The 18,854-nt window shown below is 40.5% G+C and carries 16 protein-coding genes; 7 read left to right on the top strand and 9 right to left on the bottom strand.

The features are described 5' to 3' along the window. Nucleotides 1-57: 57 nt before the first annotated feature. The gene (locus VB836_RS11425) at nucleotides 58-444 is read right to left on the bottom strand and encodes a hypothetical protein (protein ID WP_323219448.1); all 387 of its coding nucleotides are present in this window, start codon (nucleotides 442-444) and stop codon (nucleotides 58-60) included. 456 nt (nucleotides 445-900) lie between these two features. Here VB836_RS11425 and VB836_RS11420 point away from each other — a divergent pair, with 456 nt between their 5' ends. Both VB836_RS11420 and VB836_RS11415 read left to right on the top strand, forming a co-directional pair. Beyond that, entirely contained in the window at nucleotides 901-1,530 is a 630-nt protein-coding gene (locus VB836_RS11420; RefSeq protein ID WP_046281025.1) for a M23 family metallopeptidase, read from the top strand. 171 nt (nucleotides 1,531-1,701) lie between these two features. Next, the gene (locus VB836_RS11415; RefSeq protein ID WP_323219447.1) at nucleotides 1,702-2,940 is read left to right on the top strand and encodes an RNA-guided endonuclease InsQ/TnpB family protein; all 1,239 of its coding nucleotides are present in this window, start codon (nucleotides 1,702-1,704) and stop codon (nucleotides 2,938-2,940) included. A 37-nt stretch (nucleotides 2,941-2,977) separates the two neighbouring features. Here VB836_RS11415 and VB836_RS11410 read toward each other — a convergent pair whose 3' ends face one another. The 3 genes from VB836_RS11410 to VB836_RS11400 form a co-directional block, all read right to left on the bottom strand. Next, nucleotides 2,978-6,310, bottom strand: coding sequence for an ATP-binding protein (locus VB836_RS11410; protein ID WP_323219446.1), 3,333 nt, complete (start codon nucleotides 6,308-6,310; stop codon nucleotides 2,978-2,980). A gap of 216 nt (nucleotides 6,311-6,526) precedes the next feature. Then, a complete protein-coding gene (locus tag VB836_RS11405) occupies nucleotides 6,527-7,285 on the bottom strand; it encodes an ABC transporter ATP-binding protein (RefSeq protein ID WP_323219445.1) in 759 nt (252 codons plus the stop codon). 20 nt (nucleotides 7,286-7,305) lie between these two features. Then, the gene (locus VB836_RS11400) at nucleotides 7,306-8,523 is read right to left on the bottom strand and encodes an ABC transporter permease (RefSeq protein ID WP_323219444.1); all 1,218 of its coding nucleotides are present in this window, start codon (nucleotides 8,521-8,523) and stop codon (nucleotides 7,306-7,308) included. A gap of 11 nt (nucleotides 8,524-8,534) precedes the next feature. On the opposite strand from VB836_RS11400, the gene VB836_RS11395 reads away from it, so the two are divergent. Further along, entirely contained in the window at nucleotides 8,535-8,747 is a 213-nt protein-coding gene (locus VB836_RS11395) for a hypothetical protein (protein ID WP_323219443.1), read from the top strand. An 87-nt stretch (nucleotides 8,748-8,834) separates the two neighbouring features. Here the strand turns inward: VB836_RS11395 and VB836_RS11390 are convergent, their stop codons facing one another. The 3 genes from VB836_RS11390 to VB836_RS11380 form a co-directional block, all read right to left on the bottom strand. Then, nucleotides 8,835-10,505 (bottom strand): efflux RND transporter periplasmic adaptor subunit, encoded by a 1,671-nt coding sequence (locus VB836_RS11390; protein WP_323219442.1) that lies wholly within the window; start codon nucleotides 10,503-10,505, stop codon nucleotides 8,835-8,837. Between the two features lie 325 nt (nucleotides 10,506-10,830). Next, entirely contained in the window at nucleotides 10,831-11,196 is a 366-nt protein-coding gene (locus tag VB836_RS11385; protein ID WP_323219441.1) for a type II toxin-antitoxin system RelE/ParE family toxin, read from the bottom strand. Further along, a complete protein-coding gene (locus VB836_RS11380; protein WP_323219440.1) occupies nucleotides 11,189-11,431 on the bottom strand; it encodes a type II toxin-antitoxin system RelN family antitoxin in 243 nt (80 codons plus the stop codon). Before VB836_RS11380 ends, VB836_RS11385 begins: the two co-directional genes overlap by 8 nt. Nucleotides 11,432-11,740: 309 nt before the next feature. On the opposite strand from VB836_RS11380, the gene VB836_RS11375 reads away from it, so the two are divergent. Together VB836_RS11375 and VB836_RS11370 are read left to right on the top strand one after the other, a co-directional pair. Next, nucleotides 11,741-13,045, top strand: a complete 1,305-nt coding sequence (locus VB836_RS11375) for a TldD/PmbA family protein (RefSeq protein WP_323219439.1) — start codon at nucleotides 11,741-11,743, stop codon at nucleotides 13,043-13,045. 71 nt (nucleotides 13,046-13,116) lie between these two features. After that, on the top strand, nucleotides 13,117-13,812 hold the full coding sequence (locus tag VB836_RS11370; protein WP_323219438.1) for a haloacid dehalogenase type II: 696 nt from the start codon (nucleotides 13,117-13,119) through the stop codon (nucleotides 13,810-13,812). 74 nt (nucleotides 13,813-13,886) lie between these two features. Here the strand turns inward: VB836_RS11370 and petJ are convergent, their stop codons facing one another. Beyond that, the gene (petJ, locus tag VB836_RS11365) at nucleotides 13,887-14,228 is read right to left on the bottom strand and encodes a cytochrome c6 PetJ (protein ID WP_323219437.1); all 342 of its coding nucleotides are present in this window, start codon (nucleotides 14,226-14,228) and stop codon (nucleotides 13,887-13,889) included. Nucleotides 14,229-14,251: 23 nt separating this feature from the next. Further along, a complete protein-coding gene (locus tag VB836_RS11360) occupies nucleotides 14,252-14,779 on the bottom strand; it encodes a DUF3122 domain-containing protein (protein ID WP_323219436.1) in 528 nt (175 codons plus the stop codon). A 110-nt stretch (nucleotides 14,780-14,889) separates the two neighbouring features. On the opposite strand from VB836_RS11360, the gene VB836_RS11355 reads away from it, so the two are divergent. Both VB836_RS11355 and VB836_RS11350 read left to right on the top strand, forming a co-directional pair. Beyond that, nucleotides 14,890-16,356 carry a phytoene desaturase gene (locus VB836_RS11355; RefSeq protein WP_323219435.1) on the top strand — a complete coding sequence of 489 codons (1,467 nt, stop codon included), beginning with the start codon at nucleotides 14,890-14,892 and terminating at the stop codon, nucleotides 16,354-16,356. Between the two features lie 37 nt (nucleotides 16,357-16,393). After that, nucleotides 16,394-18,544, top strand: a complete 2,151-nt coding sequence (locus VB836_RS11350; RefSeq protein WP_323219462.1) for a Tex family protein — start codon at nucleotides 16,394-16,396, stop codon at nucleotides 18,542-18,544. Nucleotides 18,545-18,854 lie beyond the last annotated feature (310 nt).

Here is an 18,854-nt window from a genome sequence, read left to right as displayed (position 1 = left end):
GAACCCGCCCCTACAAAACTATTTCCTGTAACCTGTAACCTTTCCCCTGTAAGCTTTTTAGCCTCGTTGTTGGGAGTCTCGGCGTCCGAGTTCATAGACACCGCCACTAATACAAGCAATCATTCCCATTGCGATCGCCCAACTGCTATCTAATCCGGCTTCTACAGCCCAATTACATAGGCTACCGACGATTAAAAACGGCACAATGCTAAACAAGGAAGCATAAAAAGCGTTTTGAGATTCTCGGGCAGCGCGAGTCCGTTCAAACTCTTTTTTTGAAGTGTAGAGTCCTTGTTCAGCAAAGTTAAACCAACGGTTAAGTTGTTCGATCACCCATTCACTGAGGGGAGAAAATCCCCAGTAGAGAGCGAGTGACCACAAAGCTGCTGCTGCAATTGTTGTTGCATCAAGGTTAAACCGAAAAGGGAAGATATCAAAGAACATGGGTGATTTTATGGTGAATTTCTAAATGAGGAATTTGTGATTAATCCTTGACTTATACAGGGTAACGGCGCAAATTAGACTTGATCATAGACAAAACGTTACAGAAATTCAACCGAGCTATTCTCTATGGAGCCAACATAGAGTAGAATACTGGCTCATGTGTCTGCTGCAATTCAATCCGGTTGGTTGCTGATTGTCATCGAATTAAAACTGGGGTGGCAAGCAGGCATCTCACCAGTGAACAGTAAACAGTCAGCAGCGCAAACTTGCGACCCGGCGGAATAGTCGGTAGCAAAGTTTGTAAGAGAGTAACCAGTTCACTGTAGACAGTGAATAGAGAATATTGATAACTGATAACCGATAACTGATCACTGAAAAAACTGCTCACTGTTCACTGGTGAGCGATAACTGTAAACACTGATAACTGATCACTGTAAAGAGGAGTCAAACAGATCAATGGGACAGTCAACACCAAAGCCTAGCCAAAAATGGATTCGTCCAAAACGGATGTTGCTATTAGCCGGGTTAATCAGCTTAAGTCTGGCGCCGTTTGGATGGCAAAAGCTGGTTAGTGCGAGAGAATATGGCACAAATCAAGTGGCGACTGGACTGGATTGGTCAGGGGCATCTTTCCCAGTCGAAAATTTTCAGGAGTATACATCCGGTTTTGGGTATCGTTCAAGTGGGTTTCACTACGGTTTAGATTTAGCAGCCCCGATGGGAAGTTATATTCGCAATTGGTGGACAGGAACCGTTGTGGAAGTCTGGGAAGATGGCCGTTGTGGTACAGGGATTGCAATTGATTCGGGACAGTGGACGCACATCTATTGTCATGTTCAAGGACGGGTGGAGAAAAACGCTCAAGGTCGCTACTTTATTGATAATGACGGTGGTATTCAACTCTGGGAAGGTCAAGTTGTCCCTGCGGGGACAAGAATTGCCCGAGTGGGTATGACTGGACGCACGACAGGCCCCCATTTACACTGGGGGTTAAAATATGGCGGTCGTTGGGTTGACCCGGGTCAGGTTCTATTAGCGATGTACAACCAACAATCACAGCGCGTTTCGAGTCAACCCCGTTGGTAATCCATAAAAACCCGGTTTCTCAAAGAAACCGGGTTTTTGGGGGTAAATCCAGTTGCCAAAAATCTCACTAATTCTGCTCAATCTTAGTCATTTTGATAGCTAAATGCCAATCATGATCAGTTTGGGCGAGGGAGTTTTTCGTGAGCGCCCTGTTGACAGTATAATCCCAACATGAAGCTAGTTGAACGTCATTTCATCGCCAAAAACCATCCTCTCTGGCCAGAAATTGACCAGAAGGCTTTTTTGTCGAAAAATTTGTTTAATCTAGCTAATTATCATTATCGTCAACACTTCTTTCAACACCACCAAAAATTAAACTTTAATCAACTTTACCACCGGCTCTCACAAACCCCGGACTACAAAGCCTTACCCACCAAAGTGAGTAAGCAAATCATCCGCCGATTAGATTCAGCCTGGACCAGTTATTTTCAAGCTGTAAAAGTCGGGCAGAAACATCCCGAAAACTTCTTAGGTCAACCCAAAATTCCGGGGTATAAACAGAAAACCAAGGGGCGCAATATTCTCCCTTATCCTCACGAAGCAATCTCGAAAAAAGCGTTAAAAACAGGAATTTGTCACCTCTCGATGAGTGAAATCAAAATTCCGACATCACAAAAGGAAATAATCGAGGCGAGGATTGTGCCGAAAAGCAGTTGTTATGTCATCGAAATCGTTTATGAAAAAGCAGAGGAAACAACCCATAATCAAGAAATAGCAGGTATAGACTTAGGCGTTAATAACTTAATGGCTGTAACTACCAATCAAACAGGTGTTCGACCTCTTTTGATTAAAGGCAGACCCTTAAAAGCGATTAACACCTTTTACAATAAACAACGTTCCTGTTTACAATCTCAGCTAAAAATCAAAGAGAATCAAAACCAATCTCAAAGATTAAAAAAGCTCACTCATAAACGCAACTGTAGAGTAGAAAATTATCTGCATACAGCCAGCAGAAGAGTCATAGATTGGTGTCAACAGTATCAAATTGGAATTTTAGTCATTGGGCATAATGCAGCCTGGAAACAATCAATTAACTTAGGGAAAAGGAATAATCAACAATTTCTGAATATTCCCCATTATCGGTTAATCGAAATGTTGACGTATAAAGCCCAATTAAAAGGAATAAAAGTAGTGATAACAGAAGAATCTTATACATCTCAATCTAGTGCGTTAGATGGCGATTCTCTGCCTGCTTATGGAGATAAAAAAACCATGTTTCAGGGCCATAGAATAGCGAGAGGATTGTATAAAACAGCTCAGGGTAGGTTATTAAATGCCGATGTGAATGGGTCATTTAATATCATGAGAAAAGTAATTCCTGATGTCTTAGACCAAGGAATAAAGGGTTTGCCGTTTAACCCTGTAGTGCTTGACCCACTACGAATGACTGGACTTTCAGCCTTTGAGTAGGTTTGAGTAAGTTTCGTTGAGCGGTGAGGTTCATATATTAAAATTTAGATTGTTGACAACGTTGTAAATAGAGTAATGCGGCTTTGTCTTCTGGGTTAATTATTAGAACTTGTTGTAAAATCGCTTCAGCTTGCTCAAATTCTTGGCGATGATACAAGAAGACCCCTTCTTCAAAATCTGACTTGGTTTGGGTTTTTAAGCGTTGCAGAGAGTCCAAATCACCATCATAAATTTCAAACACACCTGCGGCGATATTCTTCCCTTTGACTTTAACCCGATCTAAAAACCGATAACCATAATTTTGAAAATCACTCAAACGAGATAACGTTTTTTCACTAATAATAATTCCTGCACCGTAGAGTTTTGTTAATCCTTCCAAACGAGAGGCTAAATTCACGGCATCTGCTATCACGGTACTTTCCATCCGTTCCCGTTCCCCAATGGTTCCCAGCATCAAGGTTCCGGTATGTAAACCAATGCCAATATTAATCGGAACTTTTCCCTGTTGTCGCAGTTCTTGATTGTACAAACTGACTTTTTTTTGCATGGCTACTGCACATTTTACCGCATCTTCAGCCGACTGGGGAAATAATGCCATAATTCCATCCCCAATATATTTATCAATAAAACCATTATGTTTACGAATTATCGGACTAACTTGGTTAAGATAACGATTGATAAAATCAAAAGTTTCTTGGGGTGACATTTCCTCTGAAAGCGTGGTAAACGAACGAATATCAGAAAACATCACCGTCATTTCTTTTTGAACATGGTCTCCTAATTTAACATCAACTATACTTTCATGTCCTAAAAAACGCAAGAAATCATGGGGAACAAAACGACCATAAGCATTATTAATTTTTAGTAAATGAAGATGGGTTTTAATGCGTGCTAATAACTCTTGTTTTGAAAAAGGTTTACTTAAAAAATCATTCGCTCCGGAATCTAAACCATCGACTAAATCTGTCACTTGATTTTTAGCCGTTAACATTAAAATAGGCAGTTCACTATGGAGGTATTTTTCTCGGAGTTTATGACAAACTTCATAACCTGTCATTCTCGGCATCATTACATCCAGTAAAACAAGATCAGGTTTAAATCCTTGCTCGATTAATCTTAGCGCTTCTAAACCATTTGTGGCTTGAGTAATGGCATAGTTTTGTAGAGAGAGATTATTGGCAATGACTTGAATATTAACAGGTTCATCATCAACGACTAAAATTTTGAATTCACTCTTATATTCTATTAATACTTCGGCTACATTTTCAGGTTCGGTTGAAGGTTCTACTAGAGAAGCCGTTGTAGAAACTTTTGAAGGTTGAACATTTTTATTTTCAGTAGGCACAGGTGATTTCGCTTTCGGTAAAGTAAAGGTAAATTGAGAACCTTCTCCGACTTTTGAACTCACTTGAATGATACCGCCGTGTAATTCTACAAGCTGTTTTGTCACGGCTAAACCTAAACCCGTTCCGCCATATTGACGCGCGGTAGAACCGTCTGCTTGTTCAAAAGATTCAAATATTTGTTCTAATTTATCTTCATAAATTCCAATTCCCGTATCGGAAACAGTGACAGCAATATAATGATTAGATTCATCTAGGATTTTCCCACAAGCTGTTATTTCTACGGTTCCAGATTCAGTAAATTTAACGGCATTTCCAATTAAGTTGTATAAAATTTGTTGTAAACGGTTTTCATCGGCTTCAACCCCGGGTAAGTCATTGGGAATTGAATTAATCAGCTTGATGTTTTTTTCTCCAATCAGAGATTGAGAGAGAACCAAAACCATATCAACAACTTCCCATAATCCCACAGATTTTAGCTGTAGTTCAATTTTATTATGTTTCAGTTTAGAAAAGTCTAAAACATCATTGACTAGCGTTAAGAGTCGGCGTCCGGAATTAGAAATCATGGTTAAATTTTTAGTCGTTTTGGGAGGTAATTTTCCGGTTGCGCCATCAATTAAAGAGTCAGATAATCCAATAATACCATGTAAAGGAGTTCGCAGTTCATGGGAAGTATTGGCGAGAAATTCGTCTTTGAGTTGGTTGAGTCGTTTGAGTTCAATATTTTGAGTTTCAAGTGTCGCAAAAGACGCTTGTAATTGTTGCGCCATGTAGTTAAATGTTTGGGCTAAAACTCCCAATTCATCGGAACGATTGATATCAACAGTTTGATCAAATTTTCCTTCAGAAAAAGCCAGGGCTGAATTTTTGAGTTTTAAAATCGGTTGAATAATCCAACGAGCCGTTAAAAAAGCTAAGATTGTGGCTATTATTAATGTGATTAAACACAGGATAATAGTCGTGCGAGTATTGGCGTTAATTTGTTCCATAAAATCAGATTCAGGAATCGAAACGACAACTAACCAATCTAATCCTGCTTGAGTTTTCCAGGGGGTAATCTGAATAAATTCTCGATCCGAATCTAAATTCAAGTAAAATTGTTGAGGCGTTTGGATTTGATTAAAGTTTTCAAAATTTTGCAGTAATTTTTGAGTGATTTGACTAATTTTTTGATTCTGACTGTCTACGGCTAAAATCCGTTTAACTTTTTGCTGGTTTTGAATAAAGGGTTGAGTTTCACCGGAATTTGCCACTAACATTCCATTTCGTTCTATAATAAAAATAGTCGTAGCGTCACTCAGATTAATTTGATTCAAATATTGACCAATGGCTGAGAGATTCAAATCAACTCCAATTGCTCCGATTAATTGATTGTTGGGATTATAGATAGGATAACTGGAAGAAATTGATAAGATTGGTTCATCTTCCCACTGATAAATTTGACTCCAAACCGGCTTACCTGCGGCGACAGCATTAGTATACCAGGCTTCATTTCTGTGGTCTAAATTTTCTCTAAAAGTTCTAATATTTTGTCGATTTCCTTGTTCGTCTCGGGTGTAAGAATTCCAGTATAAATCTCCGTTGGAACTTCGACGCGCAAACTCTTTAATCAGAGGCGAATTATTCTCTTGATTTTTAACACCTACAAATTGATTTATTTCCCGTCCACCAAAGTTAATATAACTGACATCAAACACTTCAACTTGTTTGGCAAAATATAAACCCAGTGTTGATAAATCCTCTAAGTTTACTAATTTCAACAGAATCGCATCTTGATTAATTTGATTAATTTGTTGGGGAATCGTCAAATAATGATTGAGGAATTGTTGTAAACGAGAATTAGCCTGTTCTTGTAACTCAATGGCTAATTTATTAACAGCTTCTTGACCATTTTTAAAAGACAACCATCCGACTAATCCCACAGCGCCCACAATTTGCAAAACAAAAGGGACAACCAACAGCGTTTTTAAGGGGATTTTAGCGGAGAATTGAGAAAGGGATTGATTGAGAGATTTAATCAACATTCAATAGACCCTGATAATCTAACAGACAGGGGTACTGAGGGTAGATAGCCTCAGTTGTTTCCCCCTTGTGGTCTATTATGCCTTATTTATTAATTATAGAGACTCCCAAAAACCTGGTTTCTTCACAGTAGGGTGGGTGACAGCAAAAAAGTGGATGAAACCAACAGTTAAGTTATCGGTTGTCACCCACCCTACAATAATATTTATTTGATTAATTTAAAAAGTGGCTTCATGTAAATCTTCTGGGGTGAGATGAGAATGAATCACTTCACCATCGCGAAACCAAACAATACGACGAGTTTGACGGGCAACTTCCGGTTCATGTGTCACCATCATTACCGTCATTCCACTGGCGTTTAATTCAGTAAAAATATCCATCACTTCTTGAGTGGTTTTTGAGTCTAACGCCCCCGTTGGTTCATCTGCTAATAATAACACAGGACGATTAACAATTGAACGCGCAATGGCGACTCGTTGCTGTTGTCCTCCAGAGAGTTGATTGGGTTTATTTTGAATACGATTTTCTAAGCCAACTCTAACTAACGCTTCTCTCGCCCGTTCCCGACGTTCACCTGCGGGAACTCCTGCATAAAGCATCGGTAACATAACATTATCAAGAGCGGTTAATTGGGCTAAAAGATGAAATTGTTGGAAAACAAATCCTATTTTCAAATTACGAATTTTGGCTAATTCTTGCTCAGACATTTGAGCAACATCCACTCCATCTAAATAATAAGCACCTGTACTCGGACGGTCTAAACAACCGACAATATTCATTACCGTTGATTTACCCGAACCAGACGCCCCCATAATTGAACAATATTCACCCTGTTCAACGGTTAGATTAACCCCTTTTAAAGCTTGAACTTCTATCTCGCCCATTCCATAAACTTTCTTGATATTGTCAAGTTTAACAATGATTCGATCTGAGGGCGGTTGTTGTTGATTTTGTAAGGGAGAAAGAGAAGTTTTCATGGTGTTAATTATAGGTTTACTTATGCACTTCTTAAGGCAACAATCGGATCAAGTTTAGCCGCACGTCTTGCAGGAATTACCCCAAAAAATAAGCCAATTCCACCGGAAACACTCACCGCAATTGTAATTGCCACCGGAGAAACTCCCGCAGATAACGGGGTAACAGCAGCGACTAAAAACACCCCACCGACACCAATTGCAGTTCCCAGTAATCCTCCTGCGGCCGATAAAATAACTGCTTCTATGATAAACTGAGTTAGGATATCTTGCTGAGAAGCACCAATCGCTTTTCGCAGGCCAATTTCTTGAGTTCGTTCGGTGACAGAAACCAGCATAATATTCATAATACCAATTCCGCCGACAAAAAGGGAAATTGCCGCAGTTGCTGCTAACACTAACGTTAACGCTCCGGTAATTTGTCCGAGTGTATTCATCAGGTCTTTTTGGTTGCGAACCGTAAAATCATCTTCATCTGTAATTTTGTGCCGCAGTCGCAGCAAATTTTCGATCTGAAATTGAGCCGCTTTCATGCTATCTTGATCTTTAACAGACACAGAAATAAACGTCACTTGGGTGCCATAGGGTGAGGTTTCTCCGACGATACGATTTGCCATTGTCGTAATGGGAACAAAGGCGTTCATATCCTCATTACTCCCAAATGTTGAACCCTTGGGTTGCATAATTCCAACGACTTGTAAACTGGTATCTTTGAGGCGAACTTGTTTTCCTAATGGGTCTTCATTGCCAAATAATTGTTCAGCAATTTCTGAACCTAATGCTACAATTTGTTCATTTCGTTTCAAGTCTAAATCACTAATAAATCGACCTCTTGCTACATCAAAACTTCGCACCGAAAGATATTCAGGAGTCGCCCCAATTAACGATGCCGACGCATTTTTTCCGCGATATGTAATCAGTTCACTTCCGTTGAGAGAAGGTGCCACTTCTTCTACTGAAGGAACTTGTTCAGCGATAGCTTCAGCATCGGCTAAAACGAGAGTTTGAGGCGGATAAACCGGGCGACTTTGGGCTTCTGGACTCCCTGGAATAATAAATAAAACATTAGGCCCTAAAGAGTTAACTTGATCATTTACAAAGCTTTGGGCGCCTTCTCCAATGCCAATCATTCCAATAACAGAAGCATTTCCAATAATAATCCCTAACATCGTTAAACTACTTCGCATTTTATTAGCGAGTAGTGTTGTGGTTGCCATTTTAATATGTTCGAGGAAGTTCATAGGTAACGGATATGGTAACGGATATGGTAACGGATGGGTTTGTTGTAACGGATGGGTTTGTTGTAACGGATGGGTTTGTTGTAACGGATGGGTTTGTTGTAACGGATGGGTTTGTTGTAACGGATGGGTTTGTTGTAACGGATGGGTTTAGGGTGAGTTTTTCAGGTTATTCTATTATAAACGGATGGTTTTATGGTGAGTTTTTGAGGTTGATGTTTTTGTAACGGATGAGTTGATTTTTAGTTTTAAAGTAGATGCTGTTGTAACAGATAAGTTTTTTGAAAAGTCTAACCCAAGAGAGTCTAATTCATTTACTTGATGATGTCTTCGAGTTTTTGTCCTTCGGGTAATTCCAGAAACACGCGATCGCCTGCTTCAATTCCCTCTAGAATTTGGATTTGATTACCAATTGTTGAACCAACCGTGACGGGATGAAACTTAGGTTGATTTTGTTCATCGGGAAGCAATACTCCCGTTTCTCCTTTATTGGTAATAATTGCCACCGTCGGCACGACTAACGCATTATTGAGTTTATCCCCAATAAACTTTAAATCAACATTCATCCCCGACTGAAGTAAATCTTTTCCTGTAATGATTTCAACTCGGGCTTGAAACAGCGTAACATCCCGTTCTTTTACCGCTTCAGGTGCGATGAGTTGCACCCGTCCTTCAAACAGTTTATCTGGGTAAGCATCCGCAATAATTTCAACCGTTTGGTTGGGTTTAATTCGCCCAATATCTGCTTCAGGAATTTTCGCTAACACTTCTAAATCTTTCGCCAAAGCAACAATAGAAGTCGAAGTCGCAGAAGTCGCATCAGAAGCCGAAGTTGCAGGCGTCACAAACGAACCTTCTACTGCATAACGTTGAGCAATAACCCCCGAAAAAGGAGCGCGAACATTGCTATCTTCTAACTGAGTTTCATAATAACGAACTTGCGCTTGAGCTTCCCGAACTTCCGCTTGCGCTGCTGCAATTTCTTCCGGGCGAGTTCCATTAATTAACTCATTCAAATTACTCTGAACTTCCGCAACTTCCGCTTCAGCCCCCGCAATTTCTTCCGGGCGAGCGCCATTTTGCAATTGTCGCAACGCTTGACGTTCCATATCAACTGTCGCCTCAAGTCGATCCACTTGACTGAGCTGACTTTGTTCAAGCTGTTCAATGCGTCTTTGGGCTTCCTCAACTAACGCACTCAGACGGCGTTCATTTTGCAAATATTCCTCTAAACTATCTTCAGAAACCGCCCCTTGATTTCTCAAACTTTCATAACGCCGCACCCGTTCACTGGCGAGTTCAAGTTCAGCCTTGTTCGCCGCGAGTCGAGATTGGGCTTGAGCAATTTCATCATCCAAACTACCCGAACGGGCATCAGCTAATCGGGCTTCAGCCTCATTTAATTTAGCTTGAGCGACCGCAATTTCTTCTGAACGAGTCCCGGCTAGCAACTCATCTAAAGTGGCTTGAGCGCGATTTAAACGGGCTTGGGCGGCCGCTATTTCTTCGGGACGACTTCCAGTTTGCAGCTTACTGAGGTTCGCTCTCACCCGCGCTAACCCCGCTTCCGCTTGCAACAGTTGCGCTTCAATTTCCCGACTTTCCATGCGAGCGATAATATCCCCCGCCTCAACGCGATCGCCTTGTTCAACAAACAACTGAGACAGACGCCCTTGAGTTTTCGGACTGAGGTTAACCCGTCGCACAGGTTGAACCACGCCACTGGCGGTTATCCGCACCGTCAAGTCCTGAGTTTCCACAGGAACAGTGAGACTTTCAATCAGTTCAGGTTTAAGCTGAGACTGTTTTTGAGTCAAATAAAAACTTAGGGGAACCGTGAGTAAACCTGTAGCCAATAGCCCCAGCAACCAGCCTTTCAAGCGGTGTTTTTTGGGTTTTTTGGGGATTTGTTGCTCTACAACAGTAGGCTCTATCGCGCCTTTACCATTGCGTTCGTAGGTGTCTTTTTTCGGACTGGATAACATATATTAACTTCACCCTCCAACAATTATCACATGAGGAGTAGAGGGTATTTTTTCAGAATCCTCTCTCTAAATTGATCTTAACCATTTTAGGACAATCCGTTGGTTGAACTATCCACATCCTCAACTGTCAAGCTCGTCACTTCGGGTCTAGACGTCCAACCCAAGCCACTCTTGAGGAAAGATGTCTATTTCAACGCGGATATGCTCAAAGAAGCATCCACTTTTTCAAGTGTCACACTCAATAGGTTAACTTGATAAAAATCAGAATTTTTTTAGAACAGTTATCTATTGTGATAGCCATATCAGTTGCATTTTGATTAGGAAGTTATTCATCTTCTATTGTACCTAGTTCGTACTCCTCAATGATTTTCTGGATATCCTCTGCTGCGATATCGGCTTGCTCAGATTTTGAATAAATCGTTAACAGAATGATGCCAGTTGATGTTTTCAGATAATAAATCAAACGATAGCCGCCACTTTTACCTTTTTTATTATCACGATTGCGAACTCGTAGCTTAAAAATCAAATAACTGACTCCAGATATTTGATCGCCCGGTAATTCTCCCTGCTCAAGTTGCTCAATCACAGGCTGTATATCGTTGCGGATATTGCGATATTTCTTGGCAAGGCGGCGGATATTGCGGTTAAAAATCTGTGTAGCTTCAACTTGAATAAAAGATGGATCACTCATCCTCAATTCCTTCCCAAATTTGGGCAACTGGAATTGTTTTTCCGGTCATTGCTTCCTGCCATGCTTGCCGAAAATCCTCCAGAATTGTGGCTTTTGATTCATCTTCCTCAAGATCTGCTGTTTCAGGAATCAGGACAATCACCTCAACACGCTGGTTTTTATTTAGGGTCAAAGGCTGGTCTAAAGCAAGTTTTCCTTGCTCATCAATCGTTGCCATTATTTTGATTGCTTTCATAAAACCTCGTGATAGATTTGGTTTGAAATAAAATTCTTGAAGTTATTGGTTTGCCTCTCATTTCCCCTGTGCCAATCTATACATATCTCCTGCGTGAGTTCAAGAGAGGGTAACTACAAAAATAGTACCCTAACTTTCTTCTATCAATCTCAGAAAATTGAGGATTTTTAAAGGTTGCAGCCTACGAACAATCAAGATTTCACCCAAGTTTGACAAAACAGAGTTACCTCTGTGTTCAGACTGATCAATAGAAGTGACTCACCACAAGGTAGGATGGAACGATGAACACTGTGCGATGATCGATCGTTTATGACCCATGACCAATCTGCCGAACAGCTTCTGGAGTTGGCTTCATTAGCCGGAGCCGAAGCTGCTGAGGTCTTTCAGTCCCAATCTCAATCACAACCGATTTTTTTTGAAGCCAACCGACTCAAACAACTCGAAAGTATTCAAACTGGGGGAACAGCCTTACGACTTTGGCGAGATGGGCGTCCGGGTTTGGCTGTGGCTCATGGCCCGGTAGAACCGGAGAAGTTGGTTGAACGAGCGATCGCCCTCAGTTGTCTCAATGAACCGGAAACCATTGAACTGACGGGGACTTCCATTAACAAACATTATCCCAATTTAGGCGAGACAGTTGGGGTTGAACAACTGATCGAATGGGGGCGAGAGGCGATCGCTTTAGTTCGACAGGACTATCCCGAAATTCTTTGTAGCGCTGAGTGGGACTGTGAAATTGAATCGACTCGTTTGATGAATTCCCGAGGTTTGGACTCTGGGTATACGGATACGACGCTGAGTGGTTATCTGGAAACTGAATGGGTACGCGGTGATGATTTCTTGAGTATATCAGACGGTCAAACTCAGCGAGATGTCCTTGATCCAGCTTTGATCGCTGAACGGATTTTAAAGCGCTTGAATTGGGCGAAAGAAAATGTCGCGCCGCCTGTGGGTCGGGTGCCGATTTTGTTCACGGCGAAAGCGGCGGATATGCTTTGGGGAACGGTGGCTGCGGCGTTGAATGGGAAGCAGGTTTTAGAAGGGGCTTCGCCTTGGAGCGATCGTTTGAGAACCCCTGTAATGTCATCGCTGTTGACGATTTATCAAGCTCCCCATGAAGGGCCATTTAGTTGTCCGTTTGATGATGAAGGAATACAAACTCGCCCGATTGTGTTTATTGAAGATGGCGTTTTGCAACTTTTTTATACCGATTTAACGACTGGTCGGGTTTTAGGAAGTGGTACAACGGGGAATGGGTTTAAAGCGGGTTTAAATAGTTATCCGACTCCTGGTTTATTTAATTTGTTAGTTAAACCGGGAAAGGGAACGTTGCAAGATTTAATTCAAAATATTGACCAGGGATTAATTATTGATCAAATGTTAGGGGGAGGTGCAGGAATTAGTGGGGAATTTTCAATTAATGTCGATTTAGGTTATCGGGTTGAAGGAGGTGAAATTGTCGGCCGAGTGAAGAATACAATGGTTGCAGGAAATGTTTATACGGCTCTTAAACGGGTGATTGAAGTGGGAGAGGATGCGACCTGGAATGGTTCTTGTTGTACACCGTCTCTCACAGTAGAAGGTTTATCTGTCACCGGAAGAAGTGTATTCTAATTCTAAGTCTGAGGGTTGCGAATTTGTTTTGTAGGTGATTCTTGAATTTATTAAAATTGAGGGCATCAAAGATGTTAAATTTTAAGCAATTTGAGGCTTTAAGTTTTGACTGTTATGGAACTTTAATGGATTGGGAAGCGGGAATTACTCCGGTTTTAAAAGACTTGGTTTCGGCTCATCACATTGATTGCAATGAACGACAACTATTAGAATGGTTTGCGGAATTTGAGTCTGTTGCTGAAGCGGGTGAATACCAAAGCTATAAAGATGTTTTGCGGGAAGTTGTCCAAAAAATTGGGGAACGGTTAGAGTTTGAACCCACAACGACTGAGTTAGACAGTTTGTGGATGTCGATTCAAAATTGGCAACCTTTTTCTGATACAATAGAATCACTGAAAGCCTTAAAGCAAAACTATCGTTTAGTGATTATTTCTAATATTGATGATGATTTGTTTGCTCAAACGGCTCAACAGTTAGAAGTAGAATTTGATGCAGTTGTCACCGCTCAACAGGTACAATCTTATAAGCCTACAGTGAGAAATTTTGAATTCACTCTCGAAAAAATAGGGCTTTCTACGGATAAACTATTACACGTTGCTCAAAGTGTCTATCACGATATTGTCCCCGCTCAACAATTAGGCTTAAAAAGCGTTTGGGTGAACCGACAACAAGGGAAAGCAGGATCGGGCGCTACCAAACCCGCAACCGCTAAACCCGACTTAGAAGTTCCTGATTTGAAAACGTTGGTTTCTTTAATGAATTTATAAGTTTAGAAACCGGGTTTCTTGCAACTGCTTTCAGCTTGCCTATATTTTTTGTTGAGAAACCGGGTTTCTCAAATTCACTGCCAATTTTTTTCAGCTTGTTTCATGACATACTCAGAAACATCTTGAATTTCTTTTGGGGTTAAACGTTCTTTATAAGCTGGCATATTCGCTTTACCCTGACTAACTAAGTAAGAAATCGCCTCAAGGGTATCATATCCATTTCGATCTAATGCCTTTTTCTTTAACGTTTTACCCCGTCTGATAATATTACCACCTCCCCCATGACAACCCGCACATTGCAAGTTAAAAATTTTAGCACCGTTACTGAGATCATCCGCCTTCACGGGAGAAGTAACAGTTAACATCACAAAGGTTAAAATGAGAATAAAACCGGTTAATATTTTGGTGATTTTCATTGAACTCTGGGTTAATGCTAAAACTACAAATTATCCGAAATTTTGTAAGAATACTCATTTAAGTCTAACAGTTTTCGCCATTCTTTAACCACATAGGGCGGAACGGGTAATTTAATTATTTCATAATCAACTAAAGGCAAGGATAACTCTAAGGGAATATCTTTTTCAATTTGTTGTAAAATCTTGAATACATCATATTCTCCCACATTTTTTGGCAAAGATAAATCAACCACATCTTCAGCTTGCCAAGTTTTTCCGGTTGCTGTTGTTAGCTGTAGGGGTTCTCGATGTGCAAATTCTGTTAAGCCAGGAAATCCTACCAGTCGCAAATGAATTTCATTGACTTGACCAAATTTTATCCGTTTAAATAGTATCACTTGCCAAGATAAATCCTGGCGATCGCGTAAACTTTGTTTAGAGCGATACATCACCTGATTTTCAGTTTCCGGGTAGCGATGAATTGAAGCCAAAGCCGGATCAGACATCAGCAATTGCAATGACAAACACAAAATCACAGCAAATAATAGACGCAATTGATTCCAACTTTTCATTGCAGATTTTTGGTTTAGGGTTTACATTAATAATACAAGCTGTTGAATCCTTCTGTACAGATTGTTGAGATCATCAAAATTTAGAGTGTTTAATTTTTTGTGAATCCCGAATGAACATTATTGTAATTGGTAGTGGTTTTGGTGGACTCGCAGCAGCAATTCGACTGCAAGCCCAAGGACATCAAGTCACAATTGTAGAGAAACGCGATCGCCCCGGTGGAAGGGCTTATGTCTATCAACAGGATGGGTTTACCTTCGATGGTGGGCCAACAATTATCACCTCTCCTTATCTGATTGATGAGTTATTTCTACTCGCCGGAAAACGCACCGAAGACTATTTAACCTTGGTTAAACTCAACCCCTTTTATAATGTTCGATTTCCTGATGCTTCTGTCTTTCATTATAACGATAATACTGACGATTTAATTCAGCAAATTAAAACCTTTAATCCTGAAGATGTTGCCGGATATCAACGCTTTTGTCAAGCGGCTAACCAAGTCTTTGAAAAAGGTTTACCGTTGATGACTCAACCCTTTACAAAATTATGGGATATGTTGAGAGTTGCACCGGATATGATGGAGTTACAATCCTATAAATCTGTTGCCGGATTTGTTAATCAGTATATCAAAGATGAACGTTTGCGACAAGTGTTTAGTTTTCATCCGCTTTTAATTGGCGGAAACCCTTTTCAAAGTACCTCAATTTACGCCATGATTCACAAATTAGAACAAAAGTTTGGGATTTGGTTTGCAATGGGAGGAACCGGAGCGCTCGTTTCAGCGTTAGTCAAAATCTTTGAAGAAATCGGGGGTAAACTGTTACTAAATACAGAAGTTAATGAAATTTTAATCACTGATAAAACCAAAGAAGCGACGGGAGTTGTATTAAAAAAGGGCAATCTATTAAATGCTGACGCAATCGTTAGTAATGCCGATGTTGCTTGGACTTATTTAAACTTAATTAAACCTCGTTGCCGCAAATATACCGATGCAAAAATTAAACGAATGCGTCACTCTATTTCGTTATTTGTGTTATATTTCGGCACAAACAGACGTTATGAACAGATGGCGCATCACGAAATTATTATGGGGCCAAGATATAAAGGATTAATGAATGATTTGTTTAACCGCAAGCATTTAGCCGATGATTTTTCCTTGTATTTGCATCGTCCAACCGCCACAGATCCAACTCTGGCACCGTCAGGATGTGATAGTTGGTATGTGTTGTCTCCGGTTCCGAATTTAGATGCTAAAATAGAATGGAAAACAACAGCAAAATCCTACCGAGATAAAATTATTCAATTCCTCGAACAGCATTATCTACCCAACTTATCCCAACATATTGTTACAGAATATTACATTGACCCCCTGCATTTTCAAGATACGCTAAACAGTTATAAAGGGAGTGCATTCTCCCTAGAACCCACACTCATGCAGTCGGCTTGGTTCCGCCCTCATAATATCAGTGAAGAGGTTAAAAACCTTTATTTTGTCGGTGCTGGAACCCATCCCGGCGCAGGAATACCCGGAGTGATGAGTTCAGCTAAAATTGTTGCTGAGATGATTGGTAAAAGATAAAACTATCATCCCAAAAAGTTAATAGATTGTTAAAATGATGCTGAATATTCCTCAAACCATCGCTCAAGAATTTTCCCTGAAAACCTATCAAATTGAAAACACCCTAGAACTGTTTTCAGAAGGTGCAACCATTCCCTTTATCGCTCGTTATCGGAAAGAAAAAACGGGTTCCCTTGATGAAACCCAACTGCGAGATATTTCCGAACGCTTTAGCTATTTAACCGAACTCGAAGATCGCAAAAAATTCATCTTAGAAGCGATAGAAAATCAAGGAAAACTCACCGATGAACTGCAAGCTAAAATCAAAGCGAGTTTACTGAAAAATGAACTCGAAGATCTCTATCTTCCCTACAAACCCAAACGCCGCACTCGCGCCACAACCGCCAAAGAAAAAGGCTTAGAACCCCTCGCCGAATTCATCGCCTCTCTGAACCTTCCCAAAGCCCCCATCATTCCCTTAGAAAAAGCGGCATCTGACTATATTTCCGCAGAAAAAGGGGTGAAAACCGTAGAAGAAGCCTTACAAGGTGCTTCTGATATTTTAGCAGAAATGGTTTCAGAAAAAGCAGAATATCGGGCTTATTTACGAGAATATTTGATGAACAAAGGCGTGTTTGTTTCTTCGGTGAAAGATGACTATCCCGAAGGTTCAACGAAGTTTGAGATGTATCGAACCTTTCGGGAAAAAGCCACAGAGATTAAACCTCATAATATCTTAGCCCTATTTCGCGGAGAATCCGAAGGCATTCTCAAAGTCGATTTAGAATTTGATGAAGATTTTGTTCTCACTTACTTAGAAGCCCAGGAAATTAAAACCAAAACCTCAGAAGTGAGAAAATTTTATCAAGCGATGATTAAAGATGGGTTTAATCGTTTGATGAAAACCTCTTTAATCAGTGAAGTTCGTTCGGATCGCAAAGCCTACGCCGATATAGAATCGATTCAAACCTTTGAAGCAAATTTACGAGAATTGTTGTTATCTTCGCCTGCGGGAATGAAGCCAACTCTCGCCATTGATCCCGGTTTTAGAACAGGTTGTAAAGTCACAGCCCTCTCAGAAACAGGACAATTTTGTGAATATCAAACGATTTTTCCGCATCAATCAAACAACCAACGCCAAGACGCCGCCAAGACAATTAAAACATTAATTAAAAAGTACAAAATCGAATTAATTGCCATTGGAAATGGTACCGCAGGGCGAGAAACCGATGAATTTATTGGGGAAGTTTTAACCCAAATTGACACCAAACCAATTAAAGTCATAGTGAATGAATCGGGTGCTTCAATTTATTCAGCCAGTGATGTCGCACGACAAGAATTTCCAGAATTAGATTTAACCGTGCGAGGGGCAATTAGTATTGGGCGACGCCTACAAGATCCCTTAGCCGAATTAGTGAAAATAGACCCAAAATCCATCGGCGTTGGACAGTATCAGCATGATGTTGATCAAAAGTTACTCAAGAAAAAACTCGATGAAACCGTCGAAAGTTGTGTGAACTATGTCGGTGTTGAACTCAATAGTGCATCCAAAGAACTGTTAACCTTTGTCTCAGGAATTACCCCAACCATTGCTCAAAATATTATCACCTATCGCAACGAAAAAGGAGTGTTTAAAAATCGCAAAGAGTTGTTAAAAGTAGCTAAATTAGGGCCGAAAGCCTATCAACAAGCAGCCGGTTTTTTACGCATTCGAGACGGCGCCAACCCCTTAGATAATACAGCAGTTCATCCCGAAAGTTATGCAGTGGTTGAAACGATTGCTTCAGATGTCGGCGTTTCTTTGAAGAATATTTCTCAAGTTGCAGAAAAGTTGAAGTCAATCGACTTAAAAAAATACGTGACAGAAACCATCGGAATTCCCACCTTAAAAGATATTATTCGGGAGTTAGAAAAACCGGGACGTGACCCCAGAGCAGAGTTTAAATATGCAACATTCAAAGAAGGAATTAAGGAAATTTCCGATCTCAAAGAAGGAATGCAATTAGAAGGAATTGTCACCAATGTTGTAAATTTTGGCGCATTTGTTGATATTGGAGTTCATCAAGATGGTTTAGTGCATATTTCCCAACTCGCCGATCAATTTGTAGATGATCCCAATAAATTTGTGAAAGTCGGACAAGTTGTGAAAGTGCGAGTCTTAGAAGTGAATGAAAAATTAAAGCGAATTGGTTTATCGATGAAATTGTAGGATAAAAGTAGGGTGAATCAGATTTTCAGATCAATCAGATGAGCGCTCAATCTATAGCAATGAGCAGATTAATGTTTACAACTTCTTTGTGTCTTTGTGTCTTGGTGGTAACATTCAAGGCTTAACCCTTGTAAACAAGCCAGCGCGACTTGCTATAGCGTCTGATGCACCCTACAAATAGGGTTGACATACTCCCACCGTTAATTGCTAAAGCAATTCTTCCGGGGGATTCTTAGATTCACACCTAAAAGTTTCTGCTTCACAGACTCTTGGCTAGGCATTACTGCCCCCGCTAGATCGTCTCCACAGA

The organism is Limnoraphis robusta BA-68 BA1, assembly GCF_034932365.1.
GTDB classification, from domain to species: Bacteria; Cyanobacteriota; Cyanobacteriia; order Cyanobacteriales; family Microcoleaceae; genus Capilliphycus; species Capilliphycus robustus.
This window is presented reverse-complemented; position numbering and strand designations above follow the sequence as displayed.